Annotated in this window: 28 protein-coding genes; 5 read left to right on the top strand and 23 right to left on the bottom strand. The window is 65.5% G+C overall.

Annotated elements, in window-relative coordinates; translation table 11 throughout:
* Positions 1-192: 192 nt before the first annotated feature.
* Both M2390_RS01110 and thyX read right to left on the bottom strand, forming a co-directional pair.
* Entirely contained in the window at positions 193-1248 is a 1056-nt protein-coding gene (locus M2390_RS01110) for a DUF3137 domain-containing protein (protein ID WP_259176444.1), read from the bottom strand.
* 171 nt (positions 1249-1419) lie between these two features.
* Positions 1420-2118, bottom strand: coding sequence for an FAD-dependent thymidylate synthase (gene thyX, locus M2390_RS01105; protein ID WP_220700572.1), 699 nt, complete (start codon positions 2116-2118; stop codon positions 1420-1422).
* A gap of 308 nt (positions 2119-2426) precedes the next feature.
* On the opposite strand from thyX, the gene M2390_RS01100 reads away from it, so the two are divergent.
* Both M2390_RS01100 and M2390_RS01095 read left to right on the top strand, forming a co-directional pair.
* Positions 2427-2852 carry an OsmC family protein gene (locus M2390_RS01100; RefSeq protein ID WP_187976435.1) on the top strand — a complete coding sequence of 142 codons (426 nt, stop codon included), beginning with the start codon at positions 2427-2429 and terminating at the stop codon, positions 2850-2852.
* A 20-nt stretch (positions 2853-2872) separates the two neighbouring features.
* On the top strand, positions 2873-3763 hold the full coding sequence (locus M2390_RS01095; RefSeq protein ID WP_259176441.1) for a TIGR01777 family oxidoreductase: 891 nt from the start codon (positions 2873-2875) through the stop codon (positions 3761-3763).
* Here M2390_RS01095 and M2390_RS01090 read toward each other — a convergent pair.
* The 8 genes from M2390_RS01090 to dapB all read right to left on the bottom strand — a co-directional run bounded on the left by M2390_RS01090 (position 3760) and on the right by dapB (position 10972).
* Positions 3760-5043, bottom strand: a complete 1284-nt coding sequence (locus M2390_RS01090) for a glutaminase (protein ID WP_259176440.1) — start codon at positions 5041-5043, stop codon at positions 3760-3762. The genes M2390_RS01095 and M2390_RS01090 overlap by 4 nt on opposite strands.
* A 103-nt stretch (positions 5044-5146) precedes the next feature.
* A complete protein-coding gene (locus tag M2390_RS01085) occupies positions 5147-5818 on the bottom strand; it encodes a hypothetical protein (protein ID WP_259176439.1) in 672 nt (223 codons plus the stop codon).
* A 138-nt stretch (positions 5819-5956) separates the two neighbouring features.
* Complete coding sequence (locus M2390_RS01080; RefSeq protein ID WP_259176438.1) at positions 5957-6598, bottom strand: response regulator transcription factor; 642 nt, start codon at positions 6596-6598, stop codon at positions 5957-5959.
* A complete protein-coding gene (locus tag M2390_RS01075; RefSeq protein ID WP_259176437.1) occupies positions 6595-7827 on the bottom strand; it encodes a sensor histidine kinase in 1233 nt (410 codons plus the stop codon). The genes M2390_RS01080 and M2390_RS01075 overlap by 4 nt, the downstream gene beginning before the upstream one ends.
* A 23-nt stretch (positions 7828-7850) precedes the next feature.
* The gene (locus tag M2390_RS01070) at positions 7851-8732 is read right to left on the bottom strand and encodes an ABC transporter permease (protein WP_259176436.1); all 882 of its coding nucleotides are present in this window, start codon (positions 8730-8732) and stop codon (positions 7851-7853) included.
* Positions 8729-9655 carry an ABC transporter ATP-binding protein gene (locus M2390_RS01065; protein ID WP_259176435.1) on the bottom strand — a complete coding sequence of 309 codons (927 nt, stop codon included), beginning with the start codon at positions 9653-9655 and terminating at the stop codon, positions 8729-8731. Before M2390_RS01065 ends, M2390_RS01070 begins: the two co-directional genes overlap by 4 nt.
* Positions 9656-9753: 98 nt before the next feature.
* A complete protein-coding gene (locus M2390_RS01060; RefSeq protein WP_121688267.1) occupies positions 9754-10197 on the bottom strand; it encodes a tetratricopeptide repeat protein in 444 nt (147 codons plus the stop codon).
* Positions 10198-10231: 34 nt separating this feature from the next.
* Complete coding sequence (dapB, locus tag M2390_RS01055; RefSeq protein ID WP_310503954.1) at positions 10232-10972, bottom strand: 4-hydroxy-tetrahydrodipicolinate reductase; 741 nt, start codon at positions 10970-10972, stop codon at positions 10232-10234.
* Positions 10973-11063: 91 nt separating this feature from the next.
* On the opposite strand from dapB, the gene M2390_RS01050 reads away from it, so the two are divergent.
* Positions 11064-11522, top strand: a complete 459-nt coding sequence (locus tag M2390_RS01050; protein WP_259176432.1) for a GNAT family N-acetyltransferase — start codon at positions 11064-11066, stop codon at positions 11520-11522.
* A 64-nt stretch (positions 11523-11586) separates the two neighbouring features.
* Here the strand turns inward: M2390_RS01050 and M2390_RS01045 are convergent, their stop codons facing one another.
* From M2390_RS01045 to M2390_RS01005, 9 genes are all read right to left on the bottom strand, one after another.
* The gene (locus M2390_RS01045; protein WP_259176430.1) at positions 11587-12189 is read right to left on the bottom strand and encodes a histidine phosphatase family protein; all 603 of its coding nucleotides are present in this window, start codon (positions 12187-12189) and stop codon (positions 11587-11589) included.
* Positions 12186-13568: a pitrilysin family protein gene (locus M2390_RS01040; RefSeq protein WP_259176428.1), complete on the bottom strand. Its 1383-nt coding sequence runs from the start codon at positions 13566-13568 to the stop codon at positions 12186-12188. The genes M2390_RS01045 and M2390_RS01040 overlap by 4 nt, the downstream gene beginning before the upstream one ends.
* A 90-nt stretch (positions 13569-13658) precedes the next feature.
* Positions 13659-14669, bottom strand: coding sequence for an aldo/keto reductase (locus M2390_RS01035; RefSeq protein ID WP_259176426.1), 1011 nt, complete (start codon positions 14667-14669; stop codon positions 13659-13661).
* A gap of 167 nt (positions 14670-14836) precedes the next feature.
* Positions 14837-16273: an FGGY-family carbohydrate kinase gene (locus tag M2390_RS01030; protein ID WP_259176423.1), complete on the bottom strand. Its 1437-nt coding sequence runs from the start codon at positions 16271-16273 to the stop codon at positions 14837-14839.
* A 73-nt stretch (positions 16274-16346) separates the two neighbouring features.
* Complete coding sequence (locus M2390_RS01025) at positions 16347-17804, bottom strand: FAD-binding oxidoreductase (RefSeq protein WP_259176421.1); 1458 nt, start codon at positions 17802-17804, stop codon at positions 16347-16349.
* Between the two features lie 47 nt (positions 17805-17851).
* The gene (locus M2390_RS01020) at positions 17852-18628 is read right to left on the bottom strand and encodes an SDR family oxidoreductase (RefSeq protein WP_259176419.1); all 777 of its coding nucleotides are present in this window, start codon (positions 18626-18628) and stop codon (positions 17852-17854) included.
* A 27-nt stretch (positions 18629-18655) separates the two neighbouring features.
* Positions 18656-19921: an MFS transporter gene (locus M2390_RS01015; RefSeq protein WP_259176417.1), complete on the bottom strand. Its 1266-nt coding sequence runs from the start codon at positions 19919-19921 to the stop codon at positions 18656-18658.
* A 232-nt stretch (positions 19922-20153) separates the two neighbouring features.
* Positions 20154-20720 carry a glycerol-3-phosphate responsive antiterminator gene (locus M2390_RS01010; protein WP_259176416.1) on the bottom strand — a complete coding sequence of 189 codons (567 nt, stop codon included), beginning with the start codon at positions 20718-20720 and terminating at the stop codon, positions 20154-20156.
* A 101-nt stretch (positions 20721-20821) separates the two neighbouring features.
* Positions 20822-21313 carry a MarR family winged helix-turn-helix transcriptional regulator gene (locus tag M2390_RS01005; protein WP_259176414.1) on the bottom strand — a complete coding sequence of 164 codons (492 nt, stop codon included), beginning with the start codon at positions 21311-21313 and terminating at the stop codon, positions 20822-20824.
* A gap of 112 nt (positions 21314-21425) precedes the next feature.
* Here M2390_RS01005 and M2390_RS01000 point away from each other — a divergent pair, with 112 nt between their 5' ends.
* Both M2390_RS01000 and M2390_RS00995 read left to right on the top strand, forming a co-directional pair.
* Positions 21426-21794, top strand: coding sequence for a DoxX family protein (locus M2390_RS01000; protein ID WP_121688273.1), 369 nt, complete (start codon positions 21426-21428; stop codon positions 21792-21794).
* Between the two features lie 175 nt (positions 21795-21969).
* Positions 21970-23136: a globin domain-containing protein gene (locus M2390_RS00995; protein WP_259176408.1), complete on the top strand. Its 1167-nt coding sequence runs from the start codon at positions 21970-21972 to the stop codon at positions 23134-23136.
* Here M2390_RS00995 and M2390_RS16165 read toward each other — a convergent pair.
* From M2390_RS16165 to M2390_RS00980, 4 genes are all read right to left on the bottom strand, one after another.
* Positions 23133-23678, bottom strand: a complete 546-nt coding sequence (locus tag M2390_RS16165; protein ID WP_396822403.1) for an RES family NAD+ phosphorylase — start codon at positions 23676-23678, stop codon at positions 23133-23135. The genes M2390_RS00995 and M2390_RS16165 overlap by 4 nt on opposite strands.
* 77 nt (positions 23679-23755) lie before the next feature.
* On the bottom strand, positions 23756-24064 hold the full coding sequence (locus M2390_RS00990) for a hypothetical protein (protein ID WP_259176404.1): 309 nt from the start codon (positions 24062-24064) through the stop codon (positions 23756-23758).
* Between the two features lie 268 nt (positions 24065-24332).
* Positions 24333-25322 carry an aldo/keto reductase gene (locus tag M2390_RS00985; protein WP_259176402.1) on the bottom strand — a complete coding sequence of 330 codons (990 nt, stop codon included), beginning with the start codon at positions 25320-25322 and terminating at the stop codon, positions 24333-24335.
* A complete protein-coding gene (locus tag M2390_RS00980; RefSeq protein ID WP_259176401.1) occupies positions 25319-25702 on the bottom strand; it encodes a MerR family transcriptional regulator in 384 nt (127 codons plus the stop codon). The genes M2390_RS00985 and M2390_RS00980 overlap by 4 nt, the downstream gene beginning before the upstream one ends.
* Positions 25703-25726 lie beyond the last annotated feature (24 nt).

Raw genomic sequence — 25726 nt, 5'->3', positions numbered from 1 at the left:
GAGCGGGGCGATCCCGCTACGGCATCAATGCCGGGCGACAGAGGCGCGGCAGCGCTCGTGCTGGCATCAGGTTCTGCGGGGTCATAGCGACACGGTAGCAGCCCCTCGCCCGGGGGTCATGATGGCATGACGCCGTATGACGCAGCGTTGCTATCGATGACGTTATCCAGCCGGTGTGGCGGCCGCGGGGTGCTAGGTCAGCAGCATCAGGGTGACCAGCACGGCGGCCACGATCAGCATCGCGATCAGGCTCCAGGTCCGTGCCACGCGCAGCCTCCGACCGGGCAGATCCACCAGGCCCTCGGCGGGTGCCGTGCTGCGCTCATCACGATAGTTTGCGCCCTGCGCGGCCGCGGGCACGGCAACCGCGTCACACACGTCGAGCATGCGCTCCAGGATGTGTGCATCCAGCGGCCGGGTCGCGTAGACAAACAGGTAGTCGTCGATGATTTCCACATCAAACGGGGCCGCATGATCAATCAGCAGCGCCATCAGATCCGGGGTGAGAATCTGTAGCGCATCCCGCTCGTAGTCGCGCGGGCAGTACAGCGTGAAGTGACGATCAAAATCGCCCTCCAGTGAGAGGATCTGATCGCGGGCCAGGGACAGTGGCAGCGTGGTACCCAGCCGATTATTCGCCCGGGCATCCAGCACGATGTGGGGCAGGTGTGCGCTCAGCCGCACGGCGAGGAAGGCCCAGTGGTGAATCCGCGCGCTGCGTCCGGTCCCGGTGGTGAACCTCAGATTGGCGAGTTCAAAAAAGCGTTGTCCGCGGCCGGCCAGCAGCCGGTCCGAGGCCACCACACCGGTGCCCTCGGTAAACGGCATGCCCGGCAGGCGCGGGTTGAGGCTCGCCGGCGCGGTGCCCAGATCGTTGTCCCGGGCGAAACGACGTAGTTGTAGAGCAACGGTCAGGGCGCGGCGGGTGTTTCGGTTCAGCAGCAGGAGAACCAGGGTGAGCCCCAGCACGATGGTGAGAAAAAACCCCGCCTGGATCAGTGTCAACGCCGGGTCCTGCTCGCCGCGCAGCAACGCGGCCACCGGTCGCGCCACCGTGAGCACAAAAACGACGGCCACCGGAATCGCCAGCAGGATGCCCAATCGCCGTTTCATTCCGCGAGAGACGGCCAGCGGATGCGGCCCCTCGGTACCGGCCGCCAGTGCGCGGGAGAATTCGGCCCGGTCACCCCGAGTGGGGCGCCACTCAAACGCACCATAATCACGCGGCGAAGACTCGGGCGTACTCATGCCGATACCCTAGCGTGTTTCCGCACGGCGTCGCCGGGACGCGTCGGCCGCCGACCCGCGCGTGTGCGCCAAGGACGATACCCGTGATGCCCACGTTCGCGCCACCGGCGGTGCCCACAGACACAAGCGACCCCCGGGCCGGGGCCCGGGGGTCGCACACATCGTCACCGATTACGGGGCGACGCGGCCATTCTTGTTGAACGCCTCATAGGTGAGCGGCATGAGCTCGGCGAAGAAGTTCTCCATCTGCTCGGCACACATCTCGATCTCGCGCTGCGGGAACGAGGGGAAGTGGGTGCCCTCACGCTTGGTGCGCAGGCTGAGGAAGTTCATCAGCGAGCGTGCGTTGACGGTCACATACATCGAGGAGTACAGGTTCAGCGGCAGCACGATTCGGGCAACCTCGCGGGCCACTCCGGCCTCCAGCATGCGCTGGTAGGACTCGTAGGCGGCGATCGACTGGGCCTCGGCCTCGGCCTGCACCAGCGCGGTCTGCTCGGGGGTACCGGGCAGGAAGTTGTAGGCACCGGGCTTCCCCTCCTGGACCAGGTTGCGCTTCTCGTTGGGCACGTAGAAGGTGGGGTTCAGCTGACGGTAGCGACCCGACTCTTCGTTATAGGAGGCCATGCGGTGACGCATGAACTCGCGGAACACGAAGATCGGTGCCTGCACGTAGAAGGTCATCGAGTTGTGCTCAAACGGGGAACCGTGACGGTCTCGCATGAGGTAGTTGATGAGACCGCGGTCGCGGCTCGTGGCCTCGTCACCGCTCTGGGCGGATTCGAGGGTCTGCTCACCCTGGGTGGACACCCGGGCGGCAAACAGGACATCGGCGTCACTGGCGTTTGAACGAACCAGTTCCACCGTCATTTCGCTGCGGAATTCGATCTCTGACACGGCTCCAGCCTATCGCGTGCGATCCACTTTGGGATCGAAGCAGACGGGACTTCACCCTCGGATTGTCCCCTCCTTCGGGAAGTTTGACCGGCATCCACCCGGCCCCCAGATTTTTTGTCTCGGGCGCGGCGTGCGGGGACGCGACCGGTTGCCCGAAGCGGTCCCTGAAAAACGCCAGAAAGGAAGGTGCGTGCCCGCCGTGAACGCGTTAGGCTCGGCATACACGAGGCCTGCCGGGCATTCGGCTCGACGGCCACCATCAGCTACCTGTGGAGGACACCATGGCAATTACCAGCGAAGCAACCACCGTCTGGACCGGGTCCCTGTTTGAGGGTTCGGGCACCGTGAACCTGGATTCGTCCTCCGCGGCGAACCTTCCGGTGAACTGGAAAGCCCGTTCCGAGGGTTCGGACAAGGTCACCACCCCCGAAGAACTCATCGGCGCCGCCCACTCGGCCTGCTACTCGATGGCCTTCTCGAACATGCTCACCGAGGCCGGTTTCGCCCCCGAGCGTCTGCATGTGACCGCCGCCGTCACCTTCGTTCCGGGCACCGGCATCACCGGCAGCCACCTGCTGGTCAACGCGACCGTGCCGGGCATCTCGGCCGAGGACTTCGACCGCATCGCCGCCGAAGCCAAGGCCGGCTGCCCGGTATCGGCCGCCCTGGCCGGCATCGAGATCACCCTCGAAGCAAGCCTGGCCTAGCCAGAAAGCGGGGTGAGAACATGAACATTCTGTTGGCCGGTGCCTCCGGTCTGATCGGTTCCGCCCTGCAGGCAAAGCTGCGCGCCGCCGGGCACTCCCTCCGGGTGCTCGTGCGGCGCGAGCCCGCCGCCGAGAACGAGGTGCGCTGGGATCCCGACGCTCATTTCCTGCCCGCCGACGCCCTGGATGGCATCGAAGCCGTGATCAACCTCGGCGGGGCCAGCATCGGCAAGCTCCCCTGGACCCCGAGCTATAAGCGCACCCTGCTCTCCTCCCGCCTCAACGGGACCCAGACCATCGTGCGCGCCATTCGCACCAGCACCACTCCCCCGCGGATCCTGATCAACGCATCAGCCTCGGGATTCTACGGATCCCGCCCCGGCATCGACCTGGACGAATCCAGCAGTGGTGGTACCGGATTCCTCGCCGAGCTGACCCAGCGCTGGGAGGCCGCCGCGCTGGAGGCCTCGGATCACTGCACCGTGGTGCTTGCCCGCACCGGCATCGTGCTGGATCCGGCCGGTGCCATCGGGCCGATGCTGACCCTCGCCAAGCTGGGCCTCGGCGGCCCGCTCGGCTCGGGCAAAAACGTGTGGCCCTGGGTGTCCCTGGAGGACGAGGTGCGCGCGCTGGAGTTCCTGCTGACCTCGACCCTGTCCGGCCCGGTCAACATCACCGGTCCGGTGCCGGCCACCTCGGGTGAGATCGGACGGGCGCTCGCCGAAAACCTCGGCCGCCCCTACTGGCTGCCCGCGCCCGCGTTCGCGCTGCGCCTGCTACTCCAGAATGCCGCCGAGGACCTGCTGCTGGTTGACCAGCACATTCGGCCCGCCGTCCTGCAGGGTGAGGGGTTTGAGTTCAGCTATCCCGATGCCGCCTCAGCCCTGAGGGTCGCCCTCTCCGCGGACTAGCTGCCCTCGGTAATCGCGAGGCCCAGCGTCTCCAGGGATGCCGCGTTGGCGGGGAAGGTGCCGTCGCCGAGATCGCGGTTGGGGATCGAGGAGCGCGGATCCACCAGGTAAACGGCGTGCCCCTCGATGATCAATCGACGCAGACCCTCCATCAGCATCCGCCTGCTCACATCATCCACCGAGGAGACGCGGGCCAGATCCAGCGCGATGGTCTGGCGATCGTTGGGGATCTGCTCCAGCTCGCGCATGACCCGCTCGGCGCTGGAGAAACGAAGCGGTCCCTGCAACTCGATCACGTGGAACTCCCCCTGGCCGGATACGCGGCGGTTGGCATGCCGGATCACATCGCGCGAGAGCGGTGGGGATTTCAGCAGGTGCATCCCCATGTCGCCGGAGAGGCGTTCAAAGGCCTGAACCCCACGCACCGAGTTCCCCACCGGGTCCAGCCGCGGCGAGAACACCGCCGCGCCCACCTGCCCGGGCAGCGCCCCGATGATGCCGCCGGCCACCCCGGATTTGGCGGGGATGCCCACCTGGGTCATCCAGTCGCCGGCCGCGTCATACATCCCACAGGTGGTCATCACCGAGAGCACCTGCTGTGCCACGTGCTCATCCACCACCTGCTCCTGGGTAATCGGGTTGATCCCCGCGTTGGCCAGGGTCATCGCCATCACCGCCAGATCGCGGACGTCCACCAGGATCGAGCACTGGCGGGTGTACCCCTCAACAATGTCCGTGGGGTCCTGGGTGAAACCGTCTACCGAGCGCACCAGGTAGGCGAGGGACATGTTCCGAAATGCGGTCTCCATCTCCGAGGCATAGACGGCCTCATCCACCTCCAGCTCGCGGCCGGCAAAGGCCGACAGACCGGCACGAACCGCCTCAAAACGCTCGTCCCGAGTGGCCTCGGGACGCACCAGTGCGTGGGTGGCAATGGCCCCGATGTTCACCATCGGGTTTTCGGGACGCTGGGTTCTGGGATCCAGCGAGGCGGAGTTGAAGCTCTCCCCGCTGGGCTCCACGCCGATCTTGTCCAGCACGGTCTCAAATCCGCGCTCCTGGAGCGCGAGGGCGTAGACGAACGGCTTGGAAATCGACTGGATGGTGAAACGCACGTGGGTGTCACCGGCGGCATAGATCTTGCCATCGGACATACACAGCGCGCTGGCCAGCAGGTCGGGATTTGCCCGCGCGAGCTCGGGAATATAGGTTGCAACCTCCCCCTCATCGCGCGTGTTCTCGAGTACTTCGTGCAGGTAGTCCGGGATAGGCGAGTGCATGTATCCAATATAGGAAAACAACCGTGCAAATCTCGGAACCTTTCCCCAAACGCTCAGGATCGGTCAGTGATTCGTACCATTCCGCGCAGGCTGTTCATGGCCGTTATGCGAGGAGTCCGATGACTCGCGAGCGTATATGGATCCACTCGCGGAGATCCGCATCGAGATATCCGGCGACAGTCTGAATATCGGCATAGCGCGCCACGATATCGGAAGACCAGATGCGATGATGGTGCCCGATGCGGTTCCTGAGTACTCTCAGGCGCCCCACCGGCTCGCTGACGGTTTCCTGCGCCCGATTCGATGTCCCGGGAAACGCTCGGGCGAGATCAGGCCAGAGAAAAAGTTGCCGTTTGGAGACCATCTGATGCCAGAACCCAAACGGTAATTCCGAGAGAATTTGGTCGACCGTGAGCGCTTTCCCATTGCCAACAACGTGCCGCTGCGCAACCCAGACGTCTCGAAACGGATACCGATGTCGATGCGCGTCGGTTGGATCTCGCCCAAGCTCACACGCCTCATCAAAAAACCAGTGCCCGGTACGCCCCTTCTCGTCATGGATGTCCTGAAGGCGATTATTGAGGGCGTTTCGAAACGCAACTTCGAGGTAGGCGAAGGATTCCCAAATAGCCGCAGACACCGCCACGTTCCACTCATACAGTCGCCCGGCTTGAGCGCGATCTCCCCCGCACTCATCAAGATAGTGAGAGAGCCGGATCGCCGAAAAATGTGAAACGTAAAACGACCAGCTTTCCCGGTTGACCATGTGAATCATCTCCTGTAGCGTCTACCTCAACACCCCGGAGCCGTCCCTGTAGTTCTTCTTCCCGAAGAGCCGATCACACGACCGGGGTTTTGTGTTGTCTCGGCAGCATAGGCAGCGAGACTGGCAGTCGGCAGGATGCCCGGAGCGCTAGTCGCGGAGGAGGCCGCGTTCCAGCGCCAGGGTCACCGCGCGGGTGCGATCGCCCACGCCGAGCTTGTCGAAGATGCGCACCAGGTGGGTCTTGACCGTGGCCTCGGAGACGTGCAGCCCCAGCGCAATCTGCCCGTTGGTACGCCCCTGGGCAACCAGGGCCAGCACCTCACGCTCGCGCGGGGTGAGGGTGGGCCCGGTGGGTTGGGCCGGCTGACGCATCCGCGACACCAGGGCCGCGGCGATCTCCGGGGCCAGCACCGTTTTCCCCGCGGCGACCGCACGCACACCGGCGATGATCTCCTCCTCGGGGGCGGCCTTGAGCAGGTAGCCGGCGGCCCCCGCCTCGATCGCGTCGAGAATCGCATCATCACTCTCATACGTGGTGAGGATCAGCACGCGGGTGTCCGGGCAGTGGGCGAGGATTTCTGCGGTCGCCGCGACCCCGTCGCCGCCGGGCATACGCAGGTCCATCAGCACCACGTCGGTGGGGATTGCGCGCACCCGCGCGACCGCCTCGGGCCCGCTTGAGGCGGTGCCCACCACGGTGATCCCCGCGGCGTCCTCCAGGGTCGCCGAGATTCCGGCGCGCACGATCGGGTGATCATCCACCACAAAAACCCGTAGCTCGGCAGTCATGATTGCTCCTTGGTGCTCGGTTCGGTACTCAGCGGAAGCTCAACGCTCAACAGGGCCCCGCCCTCGGGCTTTGCGGTCAGGGCAACCGTGCCGCCCACCCCGCCCAGGCGTTCGGCCAGACCGGCGAGCCCAAACTGCCCGCCGGTCGGCCGAGCGGCGGGGTTTCCCTCCCCCGATGCCGCCGATTCGGGGGCGGCAAAGGTCGGACCGCGGCCGTTATCCGCGATGCCGAGCCGCACGCCCGCCCGATCCGAGGCCACGCTCACCCGCGCGGTATTGGCCCCCGAGTGCTTGCGCACGTTGGCCAGGCCCTCCTGGACGCAGCGCAGCAGAATGACCTCCTCGGCGCGGGAGAGCAGAGCCCCCGGATTCAGCGAGAATTCCAGGTCCACGACGATCCCGGTTTCGCGGGCAAACCGGGTGCAGAATCGCTCCAGGGTTTCGGCGAAGGTCGATTCTTCGAGCGAGGAGGCAGTCGCGACCATCGCCCGTGTTTCGGCCAGTGCCTCGGCTGCGCTGGACTCGATCAGCCGGACGGTGTCCACCAGCTTGGGGGATCCCACCTCCGCCTGACGCAGCGCGCTACGCGAGAGCATCACCACGCCGGTCAGGGTCTGGGCCACCGTATCGTGCAGGTCCCGGGAGAGACGCCCCCGCTCGTGCATGGCCCCGGCATCGCGGTTGAGCGCGGCGATCTCCTCCTGCCGCAGCCGCAGCTGGTCGTAGAGGCGAGCATTCTCGGCGCTCACCCGGGAGATGCCCGAGATCCACAGACCCATCGCCAGGTTGAACGCATAGGACACGGCGCCGATGACCAGGGCATTCCCCGGCCAGTCCGGCCCCTCGGTGCCGAGGATCGAGGTGGTGGTCATCGCGATCGCGGCGATCCCCGAGAGGATCAGCGGCCGGCGGGGACGGGCATTACCCTCCCAGATCATCGGATAGAGGATCACCTGGGCGGTGAACATCGAAGGGCTGGCGAAGGTCAGTAGCGCCCCGATCGGGATCACCCAGGCGGCACCCCATCCCACCGCGTTGGACTCATTGCGGGGGCGGGCCCACAGCAGGTAGTAGGCGGCCAGGGCCCCCAGGCCCACGGCAATCAGAACCGCACGGGTTCCCACATCCAGCCGAGAAGCGCCCTCGTGGGTCACCGAGACGAAGGCCAGCAGAATCAGCAGCACCATGCAGGCGGTAACCGCAAGGTCCCACCCACGTCTGAGAGTCATGTCCCTCATTCTGACACAGCGGCTCATACGGTGCGCAGACGCCGCCCGAACCGGCCGATGGCCAGCAGGAGGAAGACGATTCCCAGCCCCGAGAGAATCGCGATCAGCAGCGGCACACCCAGCTCGGTGTCCCCCACCATCGCGTGCACGCCGAAGTAGGTGGCCAGGCTCTCGCCCGCACCCGGCTGGGCGGCATCCAACGCGTCCAGCGGCCCCGCGGTGAGGGGTCCGCGCACCAGGCTCGCGGCCTGGGCAAACGGCAGCAGGGTGAGGACCTTGGCGACGCCCGCGGGCAGGGTGCCCAGCGGCACATAGGCTCCGGCGAGGAACCCGACCCCGGTTCCCACGATGGTAGACAGCGCCGCAAACGCCCCGGCCGAGGCGATAAACGAGGCCGCCAGGGCCGACAGCGCGGCAAAGACCAGGCAGCACAGGAGGGTGATGCCCGCGGCCGAGGCCAGTTCGCCCAGGGTCATCCCGCCACCGGTGATCGCCAGCGTAATCTGCGCGGCGGCCAGCAACAGCAGGGAGATCAGCGCGGCCACCAGGAAGGCCGCCAGCAGGTAGCCGAGGGTCAGATATCCACGCCGCGGCGGGGCGACCAGGAAATCATCGAAGCGATGGGCCACCCGATCACCCACAAACACGGCCATTGCGCCGAGGCTCGCGGTGAGCGAGGTGATCATGATAACCCCGGCAAACACCCACGCCCGAATGAACCGGTCCACATCCTCCACGGGGGCTCCGGGGAGCTGCGCGGTGACCGAGGAGGTGATCTGATTGCCCAGGAAAAACACGTAGAGGGCAACCAGGATCAGTGCCGACAGGAGCGAGAAAAACACCCGCATGCGGTCGCGGAAGAACAGGCGAAGGTTGCGCCGGGTCAGGGTCCAGATGGTGATCATGCGGGGTCCTTGGAGGTATCACCGGTCACGCTGAGGAACACATCGTCCATCGTGCCGTGCCGAAATTCGAAGTCGAGAATGTCTGCGTGATGGGCGGCCAGCAGGTCCAGGGCCACGGCGCTTCCGGGCAGGCGCAGATCGAAGCGGTCGCCCTCGCGGGTGCCGGGCAGCGCCGCGCAGGCGGCGATCAGTGCGGAGGCATCGGGGCGCGGCGTGATGCTCAGCCGGCTGGCTCCGAGTCGGGCCCGCAGATCGGCGGCGGATCCGCGCTCAACCAGGGCACCCCCGGCGATGATGATTACGTCGTCGGCGAGCTCGGTTTCGGCCAGATAGTGGGTGGTCAGCAGCACGGTCATGCCGGTGGCACGGCGCAGGGTGTGAATCGCCTCCCAGATGCGTTCCCGGCTGGCGGGGTCGAGGCCCGCGGTGGGCTCATCGAGGATCAGGATCTCCGGCGAGTGGATCAGCGCCCGGGCGATATCCGCGCGCCGCTTCTGCCCACCGGAGAGGGTGCCGTAGCGGCGATCCAGAAATCCGGTAAGGTCGGTCATGTCGGCCAGCTCGAAAATGCGGGCACTCGTCCGTGCCGCGTCGAGCCCGTAGAGCCGGGCACGCACGGTGAGATTTTCGCGCACGCTGAGCAGCGGATCCAGCACCGAGGTTTGAAACACCACCCCGATCCGGCCGCGAATACGCGCGGTAGCCGCGGGGCCCGCCCCCACCCGGTCGCCCAGGACTTCGATCACCCCCGAGTCAAAACCCAGCAGGGTTGAGATGCAGGCGATGGTGGTGGACTTCCCGGCACCGTTGGCACCGAGCAGCGCGCACAGGCTCCCGGCCTCCACGTCGAAGCTCAGGCCGGCTACCGCGGTGGTTCCGGAATACTGTTTCCGGAGGTCGTGTATATGGAGTGCAACCGTCATACCTCCATGCTGGCGGCCGCGCGCCACCTCGGGGAGACACGATCGAGCGACCCCGGGGTCAACCGATCGGTTGACGGCGGGGATGACATTCCTCGCGGCTAGCGGGTGGCGCGCTCCAGCCGGATCGCCTCGCGGATCGCCTGACGCGCGCGAATGCGATCCCCGGCCCCGTCATAGACGATGCCCAGCCGGAACCAGGCGGTCCAGCTCTCGGGTTCGGCCTCGACGGCCGCGCGGTAGGCGGGGAAAAGCTCATCCACGGCGGCACGCTCGGGGCGTCCGCTGGGGCGCACCGGGACCTCGTCCTCGGGGACCAGGCCGCGCTCCTCCAGCAGCCGGCCCAGACGGCTGGATGCCGACCCGAAGCGCAGCTCCCGCCACAGCGCCCAGACACCGGCGAGCAGCAGCACCACCAGGGCGATGCCGATCACGATGGCGATGGGTTCACCGGTGCCGATTGCCACCAGGGCCTTCTGCCCCACCAGGATCAGGCAGATCACCAGGAAGGCCGAGACCAGGATGGCGGGCAGCCGGGCGCGCACTAGCGTGCCCCCGCTCGATCGGTGTGGGCGCGCATCAGGCCTGGCCGCCCAGGCCCAGGTCGATCACGTTTTCCAGCCCCACCACGAGGCCAGTCACATGCTGTGCGCGAGCGAGCGCCAGCGTGATGCCGTGCTCATAGGCGCTCTGGTCGATGGTGTCATGGGCGATGGTCAGGGTCTCCCCCGGGCCACCCAGGATCACCCGCTGCTGGGCAACAATGCCGCGCTGGCGCAGGCTGTGCACCGGAATTCCGGCGATCAGCTCGCCGCGGGCACGCTGATCCACGTGCGGGGCCTCCACCGGGCCGAGCTCGGCCCGGGCGCGGTCGATCAGTTCGGCCGTGCGCACGGCCGTCCCACTCGGGGAATCAATCTTGGTGGATGCGTGGGACTCGATGATCTCGATCGACTCATAAAACTTGGAGGCGAGGATCGAGAGCGCGGTGCCCAGCGCCGATCCCACCGAGAAGTTGGGGATGATCAGCACGCCGCGTCCGGTCGGGATGGTGCGCTCCAGCGCGTCCAGCTTCTCCCGGGACCAGCCCGAGGTTCCCACCAGCACGTTGGCACCCGAAGCCAGCGCGTGGGCAACCACCTCGGCGCTGATCGCCGGGGTGCTGACATCCACCACCAGGTCGGCACCATCCATTTCGTCGAGGTCGCTGCGCGAGGTCAGGGACGCGTGCACCTCATAGTCGGGGCTCGCCTCCAACAGTCGGCTAAACAGCCGTCCCATTTTTCCGCTGGCACCAACGATCGCAACCCGTGTAGTCATACCCCTAATCTAGCAACCCCGAGGCCACCGGATGACGCACGTTCGCCCGGCACCGTGCACGTGTCCAAAAACGTCGGCGTAGCATGGGAACATGCACACATTTGTTCGTCTGAGCACCACGGATCCGCGCTCCCGCGACCTCCTGGACGAGTACTTCGCCGAGCGCGCGGTTGGCTTCGAAGGCGGGGACTACATCGTGACCCACCCCGATCCCGCCCGGTTTGTCGACCCCGACGGTGCCTTTGTGGTGCTCCTGGACGGAGACACCCCGGTCGGCTGCGGCGGCGTCCGCGCGCTCAGCCCCACTCGGTTTGAAATCAAGCACGTCTTCCTGCGCCCCGCGGCCCGCGGTGCCGGATGGGGTCGACGCCTGCTGGAAACCCTCGAGGCGGAGGCGCGCGCACTCGGCGCGCGCGAGCTGGTGTTGGATACCAATGCGACGCTGGCCGCCGCCGGGGGCCTGTACCGCAGCTCGGGCTACGTGGAGATCGAGCCCTATAACAGCAACCCCAACGCCAACCACTGGTACGGGAAGCAGCTCACCGCCTAACCCGCCCCAGAAAATAGGACACCCCGCCGGGACGGGGTGCCGTATGGCGGGGTGTATCCGGGGTCTAGACCGGCAGCGGATCCGGCAGTCCGGTACGCAGCTCCACCGGCAGGTGCGCCAAATCGTTGTGCGTGAGCAGGGTCCAGGGACGCCCGGGCTTGCGGTGAATCACCGTGAGCCCACAGTTGGCCTGGTCCAGGGTCATCCAGCGCCAGTCGGGGGCACCCAGAACCTCCCGCACAAACCAGGCGATCACAAAGTTGTGGCTGATGATCAGGTCGTGCCGATCCCCGCTCTTGGGGGCGAGGAACTCGGCTACCGCATCATTCATCTGGGCGGCGCCAGCCTCGGTTTCGGCATCCGTGATACCGCCAAAAAACGAATCGAATGCGCTCGGGGTGTCCGGGGTTTTGCCGGTCGGCACGCAGTCAAAGAGCAGGGCCGAGGACTCCAGCGCGATCGAGGGCAACCGTTCGGCGATCAGCTCGGCCGTTTCGGCCGCACGCTGCAGCGGCGAATGGTAGGCGGCGGTGAGCGGAAGGCCGCTCAGGCGTTCGGCGATCAGCCGAGCCTGGCGTCGCCCACGCGGGGAGAGCGGGCCATCGGGCATGCCGTGTTCGGCATCCTGCTGTTCACCATGACGCACGAGGTACAGATACTGGCTCATGATCGTTTCCCTTCTAAGGACTCACCGAAGCCGTCAAATACACTCTCGTCGATTGCCCCCACCGCGGCAACCGTAAACGGCCGGTCCGCAAGCTCACGCGCGAGTGCTCGCACGTCCTCGGCGGTGACGGCGGCAAGCATTTCCAGGATGGTGTCTAATTCCTGGAACTCGCCGAGAATCAGGTCCGCTCGACCCAATCGGGACATGCGCGAATCGGAGTCCTCGAGGGCCAGGGCGGAGGCGCCGGAGAGCTGGCCCAGCGCACGGCTCATCTCCTCCTCGGTGACCCCGTCGGTGGCCATCGTGATCAGTTCCGCATACATCAGGTCGGTGACCTCGCGGGCGCGTGCCGGGGTGCACGCGGCCCCCAGCCCAAACACCCCGGTGTCCGAGAACGCGCTGGAGAACGAGTAGACCGAGTAGGCCAGCCCGCGCTTTTCGCGGATCTCCTGGAACAGGCGTGAGGACATCCCGCCGCCGAGGATCGAGTTGAGGATGCTCATGACCGGCCAGCGATCGTCCCGCATTGCGATGCCGGTGCAGCCCAGCAGCAGGTGGACCTGCTCAATCGGGCGATTCTCCACCACGAGCGAGCGCGCGGGCAGGGTGTTGACCGGAACCAGCGGACGACGCGGGACCGGATCGGCCTGAATGGTGGGGTCCCAGCCGGCCTCGGTCAGCGCGGCCACAACATCGGCGACCAGCTCGTCGTGACGCACGGCCCCGGCGACCGAGATGACCACGTCGGCGGCACGGTAGTTGCGAGCATAGTGCTCCATCACGGCCTCGCGGGTGCACGCCTCGATGGTCTCGGGGGTACCGCCGATCGGGCGGGCCAGCGGGTGCTCGCCGAGCACCGCCTCAAACAGGAGCTCCCAGACGGCGGTTCCGGGATCGTCCTCACGCATCGCCAGTTCCTCGATGATGACCTGGCGTTCGCGCTCAAACTCCTCGGGATCGATCAGTGAGGAGGCGATCATGTCGGCGAGAACCGAGGTGGCCATGCCCAGGTCCTGGTCCCGAACCTTGGCGTAGTAGCAGGTGTATTCCTTGGCGGTCAGTGCGTTGTGTTCGCCGCCTACCGCGTCAAACGCGATGGCGATATCCAGCGCGCTGCGGCTCGGGGTGCCCTTGAACAGCAGGTGTTCCAGGAAGTGGGTGGATCCAAATCCCGAGGCACCCACCGCGGACTCGGTGGCCAGCTCATCGCGGGAACCAACTCCCACCCAGAAGCCGATCGTGGCGCTCTGGGCCGCGGGCATCTCCTCGCTGAGAATTCGCAGGCCGGTGGGCAAAACGGTGCGTCGAATCCGCGAGCCGGCCGCGGTTTCAAAGTCGATACTGGGCTCGGTGAGGGGGAACTCTCTCGGGGGAATCATCGGCTCCACCCTAAGCCAGGACGCTCACATTCCGATGGGTTTGTCCGGCGCGGGGCCAAATTAGAACCCCGACGCAGCGGACCATCACAACTAGGAGTGCCACACTTTTTCCAGTTCGGCGCTCTGGGTGCGGGTCAGCGAAATGGCCGGTGCCGCCATCAGCGCGTCCACCTGCTCGGGGTCATTTGCGCTCACCACGGGGGCGGTGATCCCCGGACGCGACAGTACCCAGGCCAGCGCGATCGTGGTTGGGGTCACCCCCTGCTCCTCGGCGACCCGGTCCAGCACCTGCAGCGCGCGCAGGCCCTGGCGGTTGACCAGGCTGCTCACCCGGGTTCCGCGTGCGGTGGTGTCCAGCTGCGCCCGCGAGCGATACTTGCCACTGAGGAAGCCGTTTTCCAGGGTCAGGTAGGGAATCACCGCGAGGTTTTGCCCCCGCGAGACCAGTTCCAGGGTCCCCTCATAGCTGCTGCGGTGCAGCAGCGAATAGTGGGTGCCCACCGCGGCGATCCGCGGGTAGCCCGAGGCCGCCAGGATGCGTGCCTGAACCAGGCGCTCGGGACGGTAGGCGGACACCGCGAGGTGGCGCACCTTGCCGCTCTCGATCAGCCATTCGGCCGTTCCGAGGGCATCCTCAAGGGGAACCGTGGGGTCGTCGTCGTGGAAGTACAGGACATCGATGTAGTCGGTTTGCAGGCGCTCCAGGCTCGCCTCGACCGCGCGCACGATGCTGACCGAGCCCAGGCCCGGGTTGTCCGGGTGGCGTCCGATCTTGGTGGCGATCACCGTCTGATCGCGCACCCCGCGGCGCGACACCCAGGAGCCGATGATGTGTTCGCTGCGTCCGGCGGAGTAGCTATCCGCGGTGTCCAGGAAGTTTCCGCCCAGCTCGGCGTAGCGGTCCAGAATCAGTTCACAATCCGCGGTCTGCGCAGTCCAGCCAAACACCGAGGTGCCCAGCGCGATTGGATGTACACGCAGGCCCGTCTGGGCGAGGTCTCGACGCTCGTCGGTTTGGGAGTTCTCGGGGGCACCCACGGGGATGAGTCCGGGCAGGGTGAGCGGGATCGACTCCAGTCCAACCGTCATCTGCTTCAGCACCGGCTCTCCCCTCGTCATCCGACGCGATGGCGAATTTTGCCGAGTTTTCGCCACCTGAGACGTAGTCTATGCCGGGTTTCACCCTCAACCTCACCCCGACGCGAACGTTTTTTGACGAACCGATAACAATTTGGATACGACATGTGATGTGGTATCCGTGGGAATCCCTAGTCGGTGGTCCCCATGATCGACGCGCCGACCTCAAACATCGGGTCGGTGAACTCGCGCAGTCGCGCATGGTAGGCCCCCAGGCGCGCATAAAACCCCACCCGCTCGGGATCCGGCTCGAAGGTATCTCCGGGCTGGACCATCGCGGCCACCGCGGTATCAAAGTCGGGGTACTCCCCCAACGCCACGGCCACGCAGATTGCCGCGCCCAAGCCCGCGCCATTATTAACCCGGGTGCGGGTGGCCGGAATCCCAAACACATCGGCGAAGATCTGCATCATCAGGTCCGAACTGGACCCGCCGCCCGAGACCAGCACCCGCTCAAACTCGGTCCCCACCCGATCGGCCATCCGGCCCGCGTTTTGTCCCATCTCCAGCGCGATGGCCTCGAGAATTGCGCGATACAGGTGGAAGCGCCCCTGCCGGCCGTCAAAGCCGAGGAAGGCACCGCGGCGGTAGGTCTTGTCGGTGGGGGCGAGCCAGTCGAGGATCGCGACCAGTCCGTCGGCACCGGGCGGCACGGTGGCCGCGCCGTCGCCCAGGAACTCCTCGACGCTGCGCCCCGAGGCCCGGGCGAACTCGGCCGTTTCCTCCCCCAGGAGATCGCGATACCAGCTGACCGTCCACATGCCGCGGCGGATCCCATCGCTCTCGTAGAGGTACTCGTGGGGTTCGGAGGCAAAGTTCGTCCAGAACCCCTCGGCGTCGGTGATGTTTTGGTGGCCGAGCGTCATCGAGGCGATGTACGTGCCGAGCGAGACCAGCACCTCGCGGGGCGAGCGCAGTCCACAGCCCAGGGCCTCGACGGCCTTGTCGTTGGCCGTTGCGATGACCGGGAGTCCGGCCGGGATGCCGGTGGCCGCGGAGGCTTCGGCGCTCACCAGGCCCAGGGTATCGCCGGGCATCACCAGGGTGAAGAGCTTGCCGCGCGGGATCCCACATGCATCGATCACCGCCTCATCGGTGCTCCACTCCCAGGTGTCGGTATCGATGGGCCACATGCCCTGATAGTTGGCCGCGGTGTCGGCAAAGACCCCGGTCATCCGGTGGCTGATGTACCCCGAGGAGGTGGTGACATACGCGACGTCGGGATCGGTGTCCTCATAGGCGCGCGAGACCCGCTCGTCCATCCAGCTCAGCACCGGCTGGGCGAGGGTACCGTCGGCGCGGAGCATCGCCCGGCAGAAGCGGATCGTGCACAGTCCCACCCCGCGAATCTCCGCCGGGTCCCCGGTGAAGTTTTCCATCGCCTCGCGGCAGGCAAAAGAGATGGCCTCCCACAGATCATCATCCGGATGCTCCACCCGTCCCGGTGCCGGAGTGGCATTGGGACGCAGGGCCCGATGCCCGGTGGCGTGCACGGCACCCGTGCGATCAAAGATGGTGACCTTGGCGCTCTGTGAGCCGTTGTCGATACCGAGGAAATAGGACGTCATGTGCTGCTCCGAACACGAGGAAAAGGGGATGGAGGGGTGTGGGCGGCGGTCTCCCGCCGCCCACGGGGTGCCACTAGTTGTCGAGCGGGAAGATCGTGCCGGCGTTCATGATCCCGTTGGGATCAAAGGTCGACTTGAACTTCTCCAGGATGTAGAGCGCGCTGCCGTGCTCCTGCGCGGTCCACGGGGTGCGGTACTTACCGATTCCGTGGTGGTGCACCATCGAACCGCCCACCCGCAGCGCCTCCTCCACGATGATCGCATTGAGCGGGATGTGGTACTGGTTGATCTCCTCACGCGGCTCGCAGGTGATCTGATAGTCGTACACGAAGTAGAGGTTCGTTCCGGTCTGGTAGCTGTGCGAGGAGTGCGCGCCGAGCATGGTCAGGTCGGCCGCGTGCGGGAACTCGGTGCGGACCCGGTTCATCACGCCGTCGTAGAGGTCGCGGACGTTGGACCAGTCCACCGAAACCTCGGTGGTGTAGCCCAGGTGCGCCTCGGCGAGCATGACCTCCTTCTCCGCGTCGATCTTGTCCTGACCCCAGTTGAGGTTGTTGAACCACGCCTCGATGTGGGCGGGGTCAACCTTCTCGTGGGCGAAGCGCTCGATGGTCTCCTCGATTGCCTGCGCGGTCGCATCGGCCAGCGGCTTGGGGCCCTCGGCGACCAGCACCACGACGGCCTTGTTCTTGGAGAAGTGGGCGAAGTGCTGGTTGGCGTCCTCGGGCGAGTAGGCGCGGCACACCGAGGGCTTATATCCCTCAACAACCAGCTCACGCAGCACGTCCACACCGGTACCGATATCGTCCACCAGGTAGCCAAAGAAGCGGTTGTTCTCGGGGGTGTAGCGGAAGAGCTTGACGGTGACCTCGCTGATGAAGCACAGCGCACCCTCGTTCCCGATGATGAGATGGCGGATGTCCGGGCCCGCGGCGCGGCGCGGAACGTTTTTGATCCGGGTCACGGTGCCGTCGGGGAAGACGGCCTCCAGGCCCACCACCATGTCCTCGATGGCCCCATAGAGGGTCGAGAACTGGCCGATCGATCGGGTGGCGACCAGGCCGCCGTACTGGGCCAGCGGCTTGGACTGCGGCGAGTGGCCGGTGGTCAGGCCGAGCTCACGCACCACGTCCTCCAGGTGCTGCAGCGGCACGCCACACTGCACGGTGACCATCATGTTGGTCTCGTCGATCTTGATGATCTGATCCATCTTCGACCCGTCCAGCACGATGGTGTTTTCCACCACGGTTTCCAGGCCGCCCTCGGTCGCGGTACGACCGGTGCGGGGCACGATGTTGATGCGGTGCTCATTGGCGAAGGCCAGCACGGCGGCGACCTGCTCGGTGCTGCGCACATAGGCGATGGCCGCCGGGATCGGGCCGTCAAAAATGTTGTGCACGGCCGTGTACTTCTTGAACCGGTCGACGCTGGCCTCGCGCAGCTCCTGCTCGGTGGTATCAACGTTCTCGGCACCGATCAGGGTGCGCAGTTCGCTGGCGATGTTCTCGCGGCTGAGGGTGGGGGTTGCCATGGTGATGATCTACTTTCGTAACGGGGCGGATGGCGGGAGGAAAAGTTCTAGCGGACCAGGTAGCCGCCGTCTACGGTCAGGGTGTGGCCGTTGACGTAGTTGGAGGCGGAGCTGGCGAGGAAGACGGTGGCACCCATCAGGTCGGCCACGTCTCCCCAGCGGTTGGCCGGGATGTGGTCGAGTACCCGCTGGTTGGTCTCCGGGTTTTCGCGGGTCTTGACGGTGATCGCGGTCGCGAAGTAGCCCGGCGCGATGGCGTTGACCTGGATGTTGTGCTGGCCCAGCTCATCGCAGTAGGCCTTGGTGAAGCCGACGATGCCGTGCTTGGTGGCCGCATACGCGGGCGACCACTGGCCGCCGAGGAAGGAGAACAGCGAGGCGATGTTGATGATCTTGCCCGAGCCCTGCTTGATCATGACCTTGGCGGCCTCGTGACCGAGTTCGAAGGCGGCGGTGAGGTTCAGCGCGACCATCGGATCCCAGTCGGCGCGATCGAAGGTCTCCACATCGTTGAGCTTGCAGATGCCGGCGGAGTTCACCAGGATGTCCACCGCGCCCAGCTTGGCCACACACTCGACGATGATCTGGGCGGGCACCCCGGGCTTGGTGATGTCGGCCTCAAGGAACTCATAGCGACGGCCCTCGGCCTCGATCAGCGCGCGGGTTTCGCCGCCGTCGTCCATGATGCTGGGGACAAAGATGTCGGCCCCGGCCTTGGCGAGGGCGAGCGCGAAGGCCTGCCCGAGGCCGGTGTTGCCGCCGGTGATGATCGCGGTTTTGCCGGCGAGGGAGAACATGTTGAGTGAGAAGTCGGTGATGTTCATGGTTATCTCCTTGGTGTTGGGTGAAAACTAGGCGGCGAGGGTCAGGGAAAGTTCGCGGGCCCGGCGGGCACGGGTGAGGCGGGTGAGCACCACGCCGAGGGCGGCCACCGCGATCAGGAAGATGAAGAGCGCCGCATATCCGCCGCCCTGCTGGGGGATGTTCTGGTCGGGATCGCCGATCCACCAGGCCCCGAGGGTGGGCAGGAAGGCGTCGGGCAGGTAGGCGAGGCCCGAGGCCAGGCCGATCACGCCGCCGCGCTGGTTCTCGGGGATCTGCAGTTCCCCCACGCTGGCCCAGTAGACCCCGCGACTGGCGAAGACGAAGAAGCACAGGATGAACATCAGGATCAGGGCGGGGATCATCAGCGATTCGGTGCGCGGCAGGACCAGGAACACCACGGCGATCAGGGCCGAACCGTAGAACATCCACTCCAAAAAGCGCGGGGTCGAGCGGGTGACCTTGTCGACGACCACACCGCCCACGGGGCCGGCCACAAACTGGAACACGTAGCTGCGCACCACCCCGAGCACCCCGATCAGCACCACGGGCAGCCCGAACTCGTGCTGGAGCAGCGGGGTGAAGTAGGTCAGCGTGGTGTAGAAGCAGAACATCGCGGCGACCGTGCCACCGATCAGCCAGGTGTAGGGGTTCTTGGCGGCGGCCAGCAGCGATCCCAGGCTCACCGCACTGGACTCCTGCTTGGCGAGCACATCCTTGCGCTCCTTGACCACAAAGAACACCAGCGCGGCAAAGACCAGGCACAGGATGCCGTACACCCGAATCAGGGTCAGCACCCCCTCGGAGGCGACGATCATCTGCGTCACCAGCCAGGCGCCGGCCAGGCCGATCACCGTGGAGGTGACCCCGCGGATCCCCTCCAAGAACCCGAACAGGCGCCCCTGTTCCCTGTCGCTACCGAGCATGCCGATGGCCTTGACCAGCGCCGACCAGTAGAGCGCCATGCCCATGACCGCCATCACGATGTGGGCGATCAGCACCCCGGTGAATCCGGGGACGGTGCTCAGGTAGAGGTCGGCGGCACCGGTGCCGATCAGGGCGACCGAGATCAGCGCCTTGGGTGAGAAGCGGTCGGCGAACCAGCCCCCGAAGAAGTACATGACCATCGCGGTAACGCCGAAGACCGAGGCGATGTTGCCGTAGTCCTGCAGGCTCATGTTGAGGGCATCCGCGGTGTCCTTGAGGAACACATATCGAATGTAGGCCACCTGGAAAATGATCCCGCCGGTCATCGACAGAATCACGAAGCTTGACCACTTCTGAACTTTGGACATCTACCACTCCCTCGTGGGTTTTGGGCATAAAAAAAGACAGCTCCCCTTCAAGAAAGAAGGGTTGCTGTCTCTGATCTCTGGCAACCAAGCCGGAGTGATCCGGCGGTTATGAAGTTATTCGGCGGCCCCGTTGGGCTCGCGTTGTGATTACTCTAACGAACGCTCGTCGGCTTTGCAACGCGTGCCGCGATTTCGACGCCTGCCTGTCGCATGGCGCGGTGACACCGCGCGATCACATCGCCCAGACGTCGCGATTGGAGGAGGCCACGGCGAGCGCGCCCGCGCCCAGTGCCGCGACCACGTCGGCCTTATTGCACACCAGTCCCCCGGCAATCAGCGGGGTTTCCACGATGTCGGCGATCCATCCCAACACCGTGGGAATGCAGCCGGGCAGGATCTCGGCGCAGTCGGCACCGGAGAGCTCGAGCTGCCGGGGCACGTTGTCAAAGGCCAGCGAGTCCATCAGGAACAGGCGGTGCACGGCGATCAGGTTCAGGCGCTTGGCGGCCTTGACCAGGTTCGCCCGGTTGGAGAGGACGCCGTCTATCCGGGTGTGTTTGGCCAGAAACTCCACCACGATCTCGCGGGAGGCAAACCCCTCGATCAGATCCACATTAACCAGGACGATCCGGTCGGCGCGCTTGAGGCGCTCCACGATCTGTCCGATGGTCAGGATGGACCCGTAGAGGACAAACACGATCTTCCGGTCGGAGGCTAAAACGGCCTCCAGGCCCTCATCATCCTTGATGCTGGCAATCACGGGGTTGTCATCCAGCAGGGTGCGTATCGTCGTTGACATGGATCTCCTCGGCGGTTGGTGAGCCTGAGATCCATCCTGCCATGCCCCGCGGTCAACGCCCCGGCGAGGGTCGGCCTGCGGAGGGTGATGCGGTGGTTGTCCTAGGCGCCGCCGGGGCACTCGGCCGGGTCGCCGAGTTCGGGCAGGAGGGCCGTAAGAACGGGTGCCAGTGCCGCGTTGAGCGCGGCGACCTGATCGGTGCTGAGGTGATCAAAGAGCACCTGGCGCACCCGCTCGACGTGTCCGGGCGCGGCGTCCACAATCTTTGCAAAGCCCGCATCGGTCAGGGTCGCGATCATCGCGCGACGGTCGGTGGGAACACGCTCGCGCACAATCCACCCCTCCTGCTCAAGCCGCCGGGCCGCGTGCGACAGCCGTGAGAGTGAGCCATTGGTGACCAGCGCCAGGGTACTCATCGGAAGTTTGCGTTCGGGGGCTTCGGAGAGCATCGCCAGGACGTAGTACTCATACCGGGTGAGTTCCACATCCGCACGCAGCTGAGCATCCACGGTGGCCGGCAGGATCTCGCTGATCGCCTGGAGTCGCTTCCACAGGGCGATTTCTTCGTCATTGAGCCAGCGCGGGGTATCCATGTCTCCACCCTATCGAAATTCCGTGAAGCTTCAATACTTGCGAGTTCAACTAATTGCCGCTACGGTGATGTTCTGCCCGCTTTCAGGGCCCCACTTCCCCAAGGAGACACCCGTGTTTATTGCCCTGATCATCCTCAACGCCCTGCTGGCCCTGGCCTTCATCGGCTCCGGCGGAATGAAGACGGTGACCCCGATCCCGCGGCTGAGTGAGCGCGGCATGACCTTCGTGGACCGCTTCCCGACCGCATTCACCCGCTTCATCGGCATCGTCGAGGTCCTCGGTGGTCTCGGCCTGATCCTGCCCGTGGTTACCGGTATCGCCCCGATCCTCACCCCGATCGCCGCCGTAGGCCTGGCCATCATCATGATCGGAGCGATCGTGATCCACGCACGTCACTCCGAGCCGGTCATCCCCGTGGTTGTGCTGACCCTGCTGAGCCTGGCCAGCGCGGTGCTGGGCTTCATCTACGTCGCCGGCTAATACCCTGGCCCACACGCCCGCCGGTGCCCCTGCGCCGGCGGGCATTGTGCACGCCACACGCGTCCGACAGCGGATGTTCTAAAACCCGCAGCGACCTGCGCACCCCGCCCGATCATCTGAGAGCCTAGCCAGTGGCACGCGCCCGTGCCGCGCCCGCTCCCGTCTGGATCTTCGCATGCTCTCCGCAACCTCCCGCTCAGCCGTCGTGGCCAGCCTCCCGCTGGTTCGCTCAAAAATCGAGCAGATCACCCCCATCTTTTACGAGCGAATGTTCACCGCACACCCCGAATTCCTGGACGGTCTCTTCAATGAGGCCAACCACAAAAGCGGCATCCAGCACTCGGCATTTGCGCTGGGATTCATCTCGATGGCGGCTCGGATGGCCGAGGATGAAAACGAGGAGGTGGATGCGATGCTCACCCGCATCGCCCACCGCCACACCGCGCTCGGCGTCAGCGCCAGCCAGTATGACATCGTGCACGACCACCTGTTTGAGGCGTTGGAAATTGTGCTGGGTGCGGAGTTCACCCCCGAACTGCGCCGCGCCTGGAACGACGTGTACTGGCTGCTGAGCAACGTCCTCCTGCGGGTCGAATGCGACCTCTACGACGCCCAGGCGAGCTTTGCCCGCTGGGCTTTCTGGTGGGTCACCGGACGTGAGGAACACGGCGACACGGTGTTTCTGACCTTCGAACCGGTGACCGATACCCCGGTCTCCCTCGCCACCCCCGGACAGTATGTCAGCGTGCGGGTGGCCACCCCCTCGGGTCGCAAGCAGGCCCGGCAGTACACGCTGATCAGCGGCGGCGGCACCGCACGCCAGATTGCCGTGCGCCGCAACGACGCCGGCCTGGTCTCCCCCGTGCTGAACGACACCCTCGCGGTGGGCGACATGGTGGAACTCTCCAACCCCTACGGCAATGTGGTCCTGACCCCGAGCGATGCGCCGCTCGCGCTGATCACCGCCGGAATCGGCGCGACCCCCACCGCCGCGATTGTGCGGGCGCTCGCCGAAGCCGGCAGCGACCGTCAGGTACAGGTGTTCCACGCCGACCGCTCCCCCGCACACTGGGCGCTGCGCGAACGCATCACCGAGGATGTGCACTCCCTGCCCAATGCCACCCTGGAGCTGTGGTTCCAGGAGGGCGGAGACAGCTCGAACTTCACCGGCGACATGGACCTGACCTTTATGGACATCCCCCGCGAGGCCGAGGTGGTCCTGTGTGGGCCGCTTCCCTTCATGCAGATGGCTCGCGGGCAGCTGATCGATCAGGGTGTGGCCGCCCGACAGATCCACTACGAAATGTTCGGTCCCGACCTCTGGTATCCCGAGCGGGGTTAGGGCCTCGGTTCCTCGATCAGTTTCAGCCTTGCCGAAGCGGGGACCGGTGCAACGCTGAGTCCGGACAGCGCACCGGCCTGGGTCCCACTCAGACAGTGTTGTTCGGTAAATTCCTCGGATGCGCGGCCGCCTGCACTCCCAAATAACCCCAATGCCGTGGGCGATCCGGTGGTAAAAGCGGAGCCGTAAAACACTCCGGTAAATCCCGCATCAGCGAACGAACGCGCCCACTCTCGAGGTAGATCATAGTTGGCAAGCGTGACTAACTCGCGTACAAGTCGATACCGTGCCGCGCGAGATGAGCTCACGGAGGCACACGAGTATCGTGTTGGCGCGGTGAGAGCCGAGATCCTGAAAGAGCGCGCGAATTCGGAAGACACAAATCCTGACCGATGAATTTCCCCGCGAACGCGCTCACGAACAGCAGTCTCGATTCTGGTGGCGACATAGCAGGTTCCTCGTGGAGGCTGCAGATTAAAACGGCCGTGAGGGCCGCTATCAAACCACCATGCCGATCGCGTTACGGCGTGCGCGCGGTACATCTGAGTACCAGCAGCGACCCGCTTTCGTGGAAAACCGGCATAGTTGGGGTGTGGATCAGGTGCCCCGAGCTGCGCACTCATGACGCCCAGATCACCGCGGATTGTGTGGCCGCGCGAATGGTCTCGGAGACCGCGCCCGCGACGAGTCGATCGATGTTTCGCAGCGCCGTTCCCGGGCCTGCGCTTTCGTTCGGCGCGCCGAGCCACTGGGCCCAGGTCCAAGAATCGTGGGTCCCCCGACGAAGCTCAAGGAGCACCTCCCGCAACCCCGTGACCAGCTTTCCGTCCACGATCTGGAACGCGGGATAGACATCGCGCCCATCTGCGGTGCGCAGGACGAGTAAGCGCAGTTCTCGCCTGGCACGATGGAGCTCTTCCTGGGTCATATCGAGTTCACGTCGGACCGATTCATCGACATAGCAAGGTCCCAATAGGTTCGTCCATGGGCTCGCCACAGCGCTAACAGACTGTTTCTGTGAAATCACGACATTCATCATGGGCCCTCCCCTCACTTTTCCCCAGTCTTCCCCGCTCCCACAGAATCCGCAATAGAGATAACACCTCTTTAATGTTCGGCCCCGACCTTAGGTATCCCGAGCGGGGTTAACGCACGCAACGCCCGTCGAAATCGACGGGCGTTGCGTGTTGCGGGGCCTAGCGGTTCAGCGAGGACATGTCCGGATAGCGCTCGCCCACCGGGGCGGCAACCGCGTCCAGGGCTTTGAGCTGCGCGGCGCTCAGCACCAGTGCGTCGGCGGCCACGTTCTGTTCGAGGTTGGCGATCTTGCGGGTGCCGGGGATCGGGGCGATGTGCTCACCCTGAGCCAGCAGCCACGCGAGCGCAACCTGGCCGGGAGTCGCATCCAGTTCCCGGGCGACCGCATCCACCTGCTCGACGATGCGAATATTCGCCTCCAGGCTGTCCCCGGCAAAGCGCGGGTTGAAGCGGCGGAAGTCGTTCTCGTCCAGTCCGTCCAGGCTGCGGATGGTTCCGGTCAAAAAGCCCCGACCCAGCGGCGAATACGGCACGAATCCGATGCCGAGCTCCCGCACAACAGGCAGAATCTCGGCTTCGGGATCGCGAGTCCAGAGCGAGTATTCGGTCTGAACCGCGGTGATCGGGTGCACGGCGTGAGCTCGGCGAATGGTGTCCGCTGCGGCCTCGGAGAGCCCGATGTGCCGGATCTTTCCCGCCGCCACCAGCTCCGCCAGCGCGCCCACGGTGTCCTCGATGGCCACGTTGGGGTCGACACGGTGCAGGTAGTAGAGGTCAACGTAGTCCGTACCGAGGCGCTGCAGGGATCCGTCGATCGAGCGGTGCACGTTTTCCGGGCTGCCATCGAATCGGCGCTCGCCCTCACCGGTGGGCACAATCCCGAACTTGGTGGCGAGGGTGACCTCGTCGCGGCGACCCGCGAGGGCCTTGCCCACCAGCACCTCGTTGGTGTGCGGGCCGTAGATTTCGGCGGTGTCGATCAGGGTGACACCCAGATCCAGTGCGCGGTGAATCGTGCGGATTGAGGCGGCATCATCGAGGCCTGCGCCCGAGTAGAACGCGGACATCCCCATGCAGCCCAGCCCCAGTCTTCCGACGCTTAGCGCGCCGCCGGGGGTGTTCTCGCTACCCAGTGTGGTGGTTTTCATAGGTCGGCTACCTTTCGTTGATATTCGGCGATCTTGTAGGAGATCGCATCGAGGCTCGCCTGAGTCTCCGTGAGCTTTTCCACCACGTGCTCCCGATGTGCCTCCAGCAGCGCAAGTCGGGCGGAGTTTGTACTCTCCCCGAGGCGCGCCAGCCGGGTGTACTCGGCGATCGTGTTGATTCCCATCCCGGTGGCACGCAGCCGGGTCACAAACTGGACCCAGATCACGTCGCGCTCCCCGTAGCGTCGCCGGCCGGCCCCGTCTCGGCGAACCGGACGCACAAACAGGTCGGCGCGCTCGTAGTAGCGCAACGTGTCGATGGAGACCCCGGAGAGCTCAGCCAGGGCTGAGATCGAGAGGTCGGTGGTAGTGATGCTCATATTCGTCACGATAGACCCTGGAGT

The organism is Mycetocola sp. BIGb0189, assembly GCF_024810155.1.
In the GTDB taxonomy this organism is placed as follows: domain Bacteria; phylum Actinomycetota; class Actinomycetes; order Actinomycetales; family Microbacteriaceae; genus Mycetocola; species Mycetocola lacteus.
Note: the sequence above shows the minus strand (reverse complement) of the source record. Positions and strands in the feature narration are given on the sequence as shown.

What these genes read in the sequence shown, in the direction of transcription:
- M2390_RS01110 (WP_259176444.1), bottom strand. Translation starts at nt 1,248, where the DNA reads ATGAGTACGCCCGAGTCTTCGCCGCGTGATTATGGTGCGTTTGAGTGG.
- thyX (WP_220700572.1), bottom strand. Translation starts at nt 2,118, where the DNA reads ATGACGGTGGAACTGGTTCGTTCAAACGCCAGTGACGCCGATGTCCTG.
- M2390_RS01100 (WP_187976435.1), top strand. Translation starts at nt 2,427, where the DNA reads ATGGCAATTACCAGCGAAGCAACCACCGTCTGGACCGGGTCCCTGTTT.
- M2390_RS01095 (WP_259176441.1), top strand. Translation starts at nt 2,873, where the DNA reads ATGAACATTCTGTTGGCCGGTGCCTCCGGTCTGATCGGTTCCGCCCTG.
- M2390_RS01090 (WP_259176440.1), bottom strand. Translation starts at nt 5,043, where the DNA reads ATGCACTCGCCTATCCCGGACTACCTGCACGAAGTACTCGAGAACACG.
- M2390_RS01085 (WP_259176439.1), bottom strand. Translation starts at nt 5,818, where the DNA reads ATGATTCACATGGTCAACCGGGAAAGCTGGTCGTTTTACGTTTCACAT.
- M2390_RS01080 (WP_259176438.1), bottom strand. Translation starts at nt 6,598, where the DNA reads ATGACTGCCGAGCTACGGGTTTTTGTGGTGGATGATCACCCGATCGTG.
- M2390_RS01075 (WP_259176437.1), bottom strand. Translation starts at nt 7,827, where the DNA reads ATGACTCTCAGACGTGGGTGGGACCTTGCGGTTACCGCCTGCATGGTG.
- M2390_RS01070 (WP_259176436.1), bottom strand. Translation starts at nt 8,732, where the DNA reads ATGATCACCATCTGGACCCTGACCCGGCGCAACCTTCGCCTGTTCTTC.
- M2390_RS01065 (WP_259176435.1), bottom strand. Translation starts at nt 9,655, where the DNA reads ATGACGGTTGCACTCCATATACACGACCTCCGGAAACAGTATTCCGGA.
- dapB (WP_310503954.1), bottom strand. Translation starts at nt 10,972, where the DNA reads ATGACTACACGGGTTGCGATCGTTGGTGCCAGCGGAAAAATGGGACGG.
- M2390_RS01050 (WP_259176432.1), top strand. Translation starts at nt 11,064, where the DNA reads ATGCACACATTTGTTCGTCTGAGCACCACGGATCCGCGCTCCCGCGAC.
- M2390_RS01045 (WP_259176430.1), bottom strand. Translation starts at nt 12,189, where the DNA reads ATGAGCCAGTATCTGTACCTCGTGCGTCATGGTGAACAGCAGGATGCC.
- M2390_RS01040 (WP_259176428.1), bottom strand. Translation starts at nt 13,568, where the DNA reads ATGATTCCCCCGAGAGAGTTCCCCCTCACCGAGCCCAGTATCGACTTT.
- M2390_RS01030 (WP_259176423.1), bottom strand. Translation starts at nt 16,273, where the DNA reads ATGACGTCCTATTTCCTCGGTATCGACAACGGCTCACAGAGCGCCAAG.
- M2390_RS01025 (WP_259176421.1), bottom strand. Translation starts at nt 17,804, where the DNA reads ATGGCAACCCCCACCCTCAGCCGCGAGAACATCGCCAGCGAACTGCGC.
- M2390_RS01020 (WP_259176419.1), bottom strand. Translation starts at nt 18,628, where the DNA reads ATGAACATCACCGACTTCTCACTCAACATGTTCTCCCTCGCCGGCAAA.
- M2390_RS01015 (WP_259176417.1), bottom strand. Translation starts at nt 19,921, where the DNA reads ATGTCCAAAGTTCAGAAGTGGTCAAGCTTCGTGATTCTGTCGATGACC.
- M2390_RS01010 (WP_259176416.1), bottom strand. Translation starts at nt 20,720, where the DNA reads ATGTCAACGACGATACGCACCCTGCTGGATGACAACCCCGTGATTGCC.
- M2390_RS01005 (WP_259176414.1), bottom strand. Translation starts at nt 21,313, where the DNA reads ATGGATACCCCGCGCTGGCTCAATGACGAAGAAATCGCCCTGTGGAAG.
- M2390_RS00995 (WP_259176408.1), top strand. Translation starts at nt 21,970, where the DNA reads ATGCTCTCCGCAACCTCCCGCTCAGCCGTCGTGGCCAGCCTCCCGCTG.
- M2390_RS16165 (WP_396822403.1), bottom strand. Translation starts at nt 23,678, where the DNA reads ATGTACCGCGCGCACGCCGTAACGCGATCGGCATGGTGGTTTGATAGC.
- M2390_RS00990 (WP_259176404.1), bottom strand. Translation starts at nt 24,064, where the DNA reads ATGACCCAGGAAGAGCTCCATCGTGCCAGGCGAGAACTGCGCTTACTC.
- M2390_RS00985 (WP_259176402.1), bottom strand. Translation starts at nt 25,322, where the DNA reads ATGAAAACCACCACACTGGGTAGCGAGAACACCCCCGGCGGCGCGCTA.
- M2390_RS00980 (WP_259176401.1), bottom strand. Translation starts at nt 25,702, where the DNA reads ATGAGCATCACTACCACCGACCTCTCGATCTCAGCCCTGGCTGAGCTC.